This is a genomic window from Bradyrhizobium sp. Kon69, from assembly GCF_055807515.1.
The window spans coordinates 1-8559 of sequence record NZ_JBVVOS010000065.1; the positions used below are offsets into that span (position 1 = coordinate 1).

Annotated in this window: 3 protein-coding genes; all 3 read right to left on the reverse strand. The window is 56.9% G+C overall.

From position 1 onward, the window contains the following. Positions 1-54: 54 nt before the first annotated feature. A complete protein-coding gene (locus tag AC0L3U_RS37985; RefSeq protein ID WP_473295544.1) occupies positions 55-198 on the reverse strand; it encodes a hypothetical protein in 144 nt (47 codons plus the stop codon). A gap of 657 nt (positions 199-855) precedes the next feature. After that, the gene (locus AC0L3U_RS37990; protein ID WP_456765736.1) at positions 856-1128 is read right to left on the reverse strand and encodes a hypothetical protein; all 273 of its coding nucleotides are present in this window, start codon (positions 1126-1128) and stop codon (positions 856-858) included. Positions 1129-1272: 144 nt separating this feature from the next. Next, positions 1273-8400, reverse strand: a complete 7128-nt coding sequence (locus AC0L3U_RS37995; protein ID WP_473364912.1) for an Ig-like domain-containing protein — start codon at positions 8398-8400, stop codon at positions 1273-1275. Positions 8401-8559: the final 159 nt, after the last annotated feature.

Genomic DNA, 8559 nt, shown 5'->3' on the forward strand with positions numbered 1-8559 from the left:
GCTACCGTCAAGACTCGTCGCTCAAAGGGGTCAAAATTGGACGCCGATACGGGGTCAAATTTGAACGCCGATTGACACCAGCGTCTCCTCGACGATTCGGGCCTTGTCGTCCTTGGAGAACCAACGACGGCGTCCCGTCTCCATGATCACTTCTAGCCGGCGCGCCGTCCCGTCCGACTTAAGCGTATGGTCAAGCATAGACACAAGCCTCTCCCTTCAAAGAGATCGTGAAACTCGCCTATCCCATGTGCCGCGAGAAAGGTGGGAGCGGAGCGACGCTTACGGCAAATGATGCCAATTTAACTGCGCAAGGTGCCGTTGGCGGCGATGGAACGGCGATAATCGACGGCAAAGAGCTGCTGCCTTCGAAGCCGCATCGAGCGCAAACGTCGTATTTGGCGTAGCCAGCAGGGGCGCTCTCTCGCTCGGAGATGCCTTCCATTTCAGCGGGACGATTTCGGGATTCAATGATTCGGACGTTATCGAGCTCAACAATTTCAATACCAGTTCTGCCATCGTCAGTTACATCCAAAATCCTGGGCAGACTAGCGGCATGCTAACAATCACAAACGGGAGCGGAAGCCGTACACCTAAACATTCTTGGTGATTACGCTGCTGATTCTTTTAATTTTGCTTCTGATTCGCCAAGCCAAGCGGTGATCACGTACACCCATCATGATGTCATCTCGTAAAGCATTTTCACTCAATGCGAGACTGCAATAGTTCATACATCGCAGCGGTAAACGACGGGCGAATATCGATTAATGACGTCGGTTCGCATCGCGCGCGACACGCTCCACCCGCACAAGCCTTCGTACAACTCATATCACACGGGACCGTCGTTTGATAACACCATCATATGGGCTGGAGGAACTCCCCCAATGCTCGCAACATTTGCCCTTTCGGCAAGTCTACAAAGCGCGCGTGCAGCGTGATGGGCCCCTTGGAGCCGTCGAGCAGAACCCTGACCTGGCTCTTGCTCCTGCCTTTAGCGGTGACGATGCCTGATTTACCAGCCAACCTCTTCCCCGCGGAGGAAGCGACGACTATCCTCTGGCCCTCGATCAGGGACTTTTCGAAGACCAATCGACCCGGCGCCATCGGCAAGTTACGATTGCGTTGGAACATACTTCACTTATCCGCCGTGAGACAAAAATAACCGCACGCATCGTATAGGGCGCGGATCTGAATGAACATTGGACCAATCGCTTCCATTGTTCTCGAAACCGCCAGCGACTTCCCTCGAAGGGTCAAGCAATTGCAATCGAGTATCTAGGTATGGAAAATGAAGTCGCTGGCGTGCACCGCCGTGGCATTGACATTCTTTAGCAGAATCGTGTCGTGACTATCGAGCGTAATCAGCGTGTCGCTTCCCTGTTGGGTTTCGGCAGGTAGCGATCCCGCGGTGAGACCGGCGAATTGCCTTACGTCAAGCCGGTCTAACCCAACGATGAAGTCGGTCACTGTGTGTTGCACGGACGGCCCCGAAGAGGTCGGCGCGAACACAAACTGGTCCGGCCCACCTGCGCCGCTGAGCGTGTCCGATCCAGTTGAAGCAAGAATTACGTCTCTTCCCGATGAGCCCTGCAGCACGGTGTTGGAGCTTGCTCCAGCTCCGTTGAAGACAAAATTGACGGTGTCCGTTGCGCCAAACCCATCAGTTACCGTCAACGTGAACTTGTCGACGAGTGGCGGTGCAGCACCTGGGTTGTAGACAGCGCCGGCCGCGAGGACGCCATTGATCGCTGTCAGGGAGCCGCTGCTGCCAGATGGAGTCACTGCACTTCGCGATCCAGCCTCTTCGGTCGTCGCGCTCAACCTGAAGCTCTCAGCCGACGCGTTCGCGTCGCTGTCCAAGACCTGCAAGCCCAATACCGTCATCGTTCCATTGGCATTGTTCACCACGCTGACCTGGTCAGTGACAATGGCTGGCGCATGGTGATTCCAGATGATCTCCGAGCCGCCCGCACCATCCGACAGGACGAAGAAATCGGAAGCGCTATAGGCCCCGACCAAATCAAAGCCTCCGCCTGTATAGCTGACATGGAGAGAACCTGAAGCGTTGATACTCACGTTCGCAGGAGCTATCCCATTGAGATCAATGGCATCTCCAGAGTCGAAACCAGTGACTGTACCGGTGAAATTGATTGGACTCCCAAGGACCAGTTTACCAGATTGGCTCGTTGCAAATTGAACATGCGCGTCTGAAGCTGCATCGAGTTGAACTGTTGCGCCATAGATGTCGACGACGCCCGCGCCAGTCATTGCGCTGGCAACTTCCAGGCTCCCGGACAGCGCCTCGATGATCCCGGTATTAACGAAGCTCGAGAGCCCAGAAATGAGCGAGGCGCCTAAGCTGTCGATCGTGCCCATATTGAATAGAAAGCTTACGCCGGAGAAAGTGCTTGTTCCGTTGACAGACCAATCCGCCGAAAGTTCGTTGGTGACGATTGCGTTGTAGGCGTTAATGCCTCCGACCAAATGTCCATAGTTATCGACGACCGCCGTGCCGGTAGACGTGGTCATGGCATTCACTGCTGCCAATGTTCCGACTGAATGAGCATAGTTCGTGACGGCGACGTTTCCTCCATCGTGGCTCACTGCTGAAATGCCGTAGCGCCCGCCAAAAATCAGCGCTCCGGCCTCCGCCGTGATCGTGACCGATCCCGTGCCGTAGTTTTCGCCGCGAATGCCGTCCGTTCCTGCGGTTGCAGAAATAGACCCGTAGTCGTCGATCTGGATGTTGCCGTGAACATTATCATCGGCAACGTTCGCAACGTTGGGATTGTAGCTTGCCAAAATTCCGGCCGGCGCATCGCCTGCGGCCGTCGGGATAGAGCCGGAAGAAATAGAAGCGTAAGACAAAATAGAGATCATGCTCGTCGAAGGCACGACAAACGATCCGCTGGAAGGCGCCTTATTAATCGCGGCTATGCCGGAGCTTCCGGAATTGATGACATTCCCGACTGCGGTGGAAATGCTGATGTTCCCGGAACCGTAGTTGTTCGCTGAAACGCCGGCCCCGAAGCCGTTGGTGGGGCTGCTTCCGCCGAGCGCCGTGATCGATCCCGCCAGATCATTCACGGTCACGTCGCCAATACCGAAAGTATAGGCGCGAATGCCGTCGCCGGCAGCGGCAACGATGTTGGCGGTATTGTTAACAGTCACATCGCCGTACAGAGTGGTCAGGGGGAAGCTGGCAGGGATGGCTGTCCCCCCCAAATAGCCGGCAATGACCCCCGCGGGCGGGTTTCCCGTTCCGGTCAATCCCGTTCCCGAATTGATCGTTCCTGCCGCAGTGACGACAATTGAGCTGTTTGCAGTGGCATCGATCGAGGTCGCTTCATTGGTGGCGTTTATTCCAACGCTGCCGGCGTTGATGACACCGCCAGACGAGGTGATGATCGAGATATTTCCGCTACCCTTGGTGAAGGCGAAGATCCCGTAGCTCGTGCCAGAAGTGATTGTCGCTCCGGAATAGACGTTAACGGCGATGTTGCCTGTACTGCCGGTGGCTTCGGCGTGCGCCTCGATGCCATACTGTGCGCCGGTCACCGATGTTCCAGACGCATCGTTGACCGTTATATCCCCGTTTCCATAGTGATAGGCATTGATGCCGACGCCCGCATTGGCAACGATATTTGCATCATTGTTGACAATCACTCTGCCGTTTACGTTCAAGTTTACCGTCGCGTTCGTGCCGCCGAAAAAGCCGGCTGCAATTCCAGACGGCTGCGCGCCGCTATTTGTCAAAGTCGACTGGGAATGAATCAAACCCTGGGCGTAAATGGTGATCAGCGCGGCTGCGGACACATCGATTGAGGTTGCGAGATTTGTCGCGCTGATACCACTGCTACCTGATGTTATCACGTCGCCGCTTGCTGTTGTCACAGCAATGTCGCCGGGCCCGTAAACGGAGGCGCTGATTCCGTACGGAGCCTTTCCTGTCGCCGACGTCGCAGATGTCAGCGCCTGAATATTGACGTTGGACCCGAGATTAACGGTGACGCCGCCATTGCCGTAATTGTAGGCGTTGATACCATCACCCGCTGCTGCCGCGATGTTACTGTTGGCGTTGACGAGCACGTCGCCCCAAACGTTCGCATTGAACACGCCCGCAAGACCGGGGTTGTAGCCGGCCTGGATTCCCGAAGGCGCGCTACCGGAGTTGTTGTTGTTGCCCCCTGAGTTAATGCTCCCTAACGCCACAACGGTAACAGTGCTCGCCGCCGCCGCAGCGATCGCCGTCGCCTGGTTTGATACGTTGATACCGCTACTGCCGGAATTTATGACCGAGCCATACCCGGTCGTAACTGTGATCTTGCCAGAGCCGTAGTTAAAGGCGGCCATGCCATACTGCGATGACGTTGTGCCCGGAGTAGTTATACCCGCCGCCGTCGCTGTAATGCTCGCATTGTTGGACACAGAGATGTTGCCAACGCCGTAGTTGCTCGCGGAAATGCCGACTCCCGCTGCCGCATTGAGCGTGGCGACGTTCTCGATGGTGATGTCGCCAAACACCGTAGCATTCGGTGGGTTGGGCGGTGTCGACGGCGCACTCGTTCCTAACAGATAGGACACCGAAATCGCGCTGGTCCCAGCATTTATCGTTCCGGAAGAGGTCGAGATCGAAATCGCCCCACTACCAGCCGGCACGGAAGTACCTTGATTCTGGGCGAGGATACCGTTGGTTCCGGCGTTGATCAGTAGTCCGGGCGCCGTCGTTACGTTTATGCCGCCCAAAGTTGAAATCGCTGAAATGCCGCTGGACGTTGTGCCGGTAATCGAGCCACCAGCAACGATGTAAAGCAGACCGGCACCATTGGTGCGCGCCGCAATTCCAGTGACCTGGCCTGACACGCTGCCGTAATTGACGATGTCCGTCGACCCCGATCCGGAGTTCGTTGCGATCGCTGTGCCGGCCGTCGACGTAATGCTCCCCGCATTGATGAGGGCGATATTGGCTCCGGTCGTCGTTAAACTGACTCCCGTTCCGGAGACTGAAATTGACGACGTTTGGTTAATCTGAACCGTCGCATAATCGGCCGAGCTGCTGTCTGTGGAATTTACCGCGAAGCCAACACCGGTGCCGGAGATTGTATCGTTCGCGAGAACATAGAAAGATCCCGAAGAGGGCGCAAATGAGCGCTGCGTGGTAGTGGGAAACAGCGCCGATATTGGTATCACGACGATCTTATCCGCAGACAGCACATTGAAAGCTGTCCCGGATGCGGCGCCAATAACTTGATAAGAGTACGTTTGGGAGTGGGCGCTGTCTGTAACGGTCAATGTCGAGCCACTGATGCTGGCACTTGATACCGTCACACCGCCGAGAAAATCGAGCGTGTCCCCGATCGAAAGTCCCGCAATGGTCCCGTTGAAAGCAGAGGGACTATCGAGCGTCAGCAACCCGTTGCCATTCACAAAGGTGATGGTCTGCCCGGTCGGCCCGCCCGCAACTGAGCCACCGAGTTCCAGCGCAGCATGATCGCCGATGGTGAACGCTCCCTGACCGGAAACGTTGCCGAAGACCAGAGCCGCTCCGAAAGCCAATACATTTATGGATCCGGTATTATTGACCGCGAGCGGACCCGAGGACGAAAAAATGCTGAGGCCGGACGCGTTGATGGTGCCGGCATTGTTGATCGCGTTCGTGACGCCGCCAAAGTAATTCTGCCCGTTGACGTTCCAGACGCCACCAGCATTGTTGTTGAACGAAGCAGCGCTAATATTGAATGACGCCGCGCTAAAGTTCACGTTTCCGATGACACCGCCCGAATTGCTGACGGTAGCACCACCAACATTCGTGCTGTTCGGCCCATTGTAGATTCCTATGGCCGTGTTCAACCGGGTCAAGGAGAACTGCGTCGCCGCAATTGTCCCGGAGTTCGTGACCGTTGCGCCTTGGTTGCTCCAGTTATTGACCTGGATGGTCGCGTTGCTGAGAGATCCAAGCGCTACCATCACGCCGGAAGTGGCCTGCCCTCCAGCATCGTGCAGGTTACTGATCGAGATGACACCACTGCCGCCGGTCGATGGCTGCCCAGTGCCCACGACTATTCCATAGCCGGTTGGGTCCGTTACGGCGCCATGATTGGCGATCGTGACATTGCCACCTCCTTGCGCAAAAATGTTCAGGCCCGCCGAAACTGCATTTATAAGGGACGACTGTTCAAGCGTTGCGGTGATCGCTCCCGTTCCAAAATTGTAGAGACCGACACCGACTCCCGCTGCCGCGTTAATCGTAGCGCCTGTATCGATGACGACGTTCCCGTGCACGAAAGTATTGACCGTCTGGCTACCTCCGGCGTTATAGCCGCTCCAGATACCCCCGGGTTGGCCGCCACCCGTGAACATGTTGAAGGCTGAATTGATCGTTCCAAAAGCCGTTACAGATATTTGCCCTGTAATCGGATTCGATGAGGTGCCAACGGCCTGATTGCTTGCGCTGATTCCACTGCCGCCGGAATTGATGATGTCGCCGGTCGACGTCGTGACCGAAATATTTCCGCCATTGCGCTCAGAAGCATCGATCGCGATGATCCCGTACAAGGCTCCGGCCGTGATCGTAGCGTTCGGGCCCACGGTGATAGTTACACTTCCGGAACTGCCGACACCGGAACTCAGCGAATAGGCCGTTATCCCGTATTGCGCACCCCAGACGTTGGTGCTGGCCTCCTCGAGTAATGTAACGGCGCCATTGCCCCAGTTGTAAGCGTTCACGCCGGTGCCAGCGTCAGCGGTCACGTTCGCAAAATTGTCGACCGAGACGATTCCATTGACGGTCGTGTTCGAAACTCCGTTCGAATAATAGCCTGCCGAAACTCCCTGAGGCTGGGATCCGCCCGGAGTAAGATGCGTGCCGGAATGGATGGTCCCGCGCGCGGTTATGCTCACGGTCGATGCGGCAGCGACACCAATCGCAGTGGCCTGGTTGATCGCCTGAACTCCGATTGAACCGGAAGTGACGATGGCGCCAGCTTCCATTGTGATCGAAACTTGACCACTTCCATAAGTCCCTGCGCTGATGCCAAAAACATCGCTTGCCGAGATCGTTGACCCCGCGCGATCGGTGATCGTGACGTTACCACTACCATAATTGTAGGCACGAATTCCGTCGCCACCAGCGGCCACGATGGAGGCGAAATTATCGATGATCACGTTGCCAAACACAGCTGGATTTACTGTGTTGGTCGTCCCTCCTTTGTAGACAGCCAAAATTCCTGCGGGTCTTGCGCCTGAACCTGTAAGAGTAGTTCCCGATTCGATGGTGCCGTTGGCGGTCACCGAGATCGTACTGGTCGTGGCGCCATTGAGTTGCGATATCGAGGCCGCCTGATTGTAAGCAAGAATGCCTGCGCTGCCGGACCTAACACTGCTGTTCCCAGCGGCCGTCACTGAAACGCTTCCCGAGGAAGCCGAGAACGCTTCAATGCTATATTGTTTTGAGCCAGTGATGCTCGCGCCACTGGCGGTCGACACGCTTACATTGCCACTGCCAAACGTGAAAGCCTTCACGCCATCATACACGCCTGAAATGGGCGGTGATGCTGGTACAGCGACAGCAACATTGCTGCTGTTGGCGGGATTGAGATTGCCAGCAACAACGCCGCTTGAGCTCTCACCGTTCACAGCTTGACTGACGACACTGCCGGTATTGCCGGCGGCGTCGATGATCCGCGCCTGGTAGGTGTAGTGGAGTGGATGTGCCGCGGCATCCACCAGGCTCCAGCTGGTCGGGGTATTTTGTAGGACGTCGATCCAGGTCGCACCGCCGTCACTGCTAATCTGGATTTTCTCTCCGACAGCGAGCACACCGTTCGTACCCGACACCGTCAGCGAGGCCGAACCTCCCGAGTTTGCAATAGCCGTGATCGCCAACGCCTCAGTTGGGCCCGTAGTATCAATCGTAAAGCTCAGCGCCGACGTCAACGAAGTGTTACCAGCCGCGTCACTAAACTGAGCCGCGACCTGCTTATTGCCGTCGGCCCCGAGGTCACCGGCCGTCACGGTAAGAGTGATCGAGCCGGCCAGAACATCGGCGGAGGTGATGACATGTGCTACAGGATGCAATAATGCCGAGCCGTTCAGCAGAAACTGAACTGTATCGCCAATTGCAACTGTCGAATCGAGCGATATCGCAAAGCTTGGCGCGATGTGGGAGGTGACGTTATCGGTATTCGATTGCCCGGTGTCAGAGGCCGCCACGAGGTCCGGCGTCCCGCCAGTCGGCACAATCGTATCAACCGTCAGCGTGGTCGAGGTCGAGGCCGTATTGCCCGCCGCATCGGTCGCGATCGCCGTCACGACCAGCGGACCCTGGCCGGCAGGTGTGATCGACGTGGTCCAGTGACCGGTCGCATCGACCGTCACCGCCGCACCATTGACGGTCAGGGCCAAGCCGATCTCAGCGGTGCCGCTGACCTGGATCCCGCCGGCAGCTTCCGCGGCGCTGATGAGGTTATCTCCGCCCTCGATCGTCGTGATCGCGACCGCAGGCGCAACGGTATCGACCGTCAGCGTGGTCGAGGTCGAGGCCGTGTTGCCCGCCGCATCGGT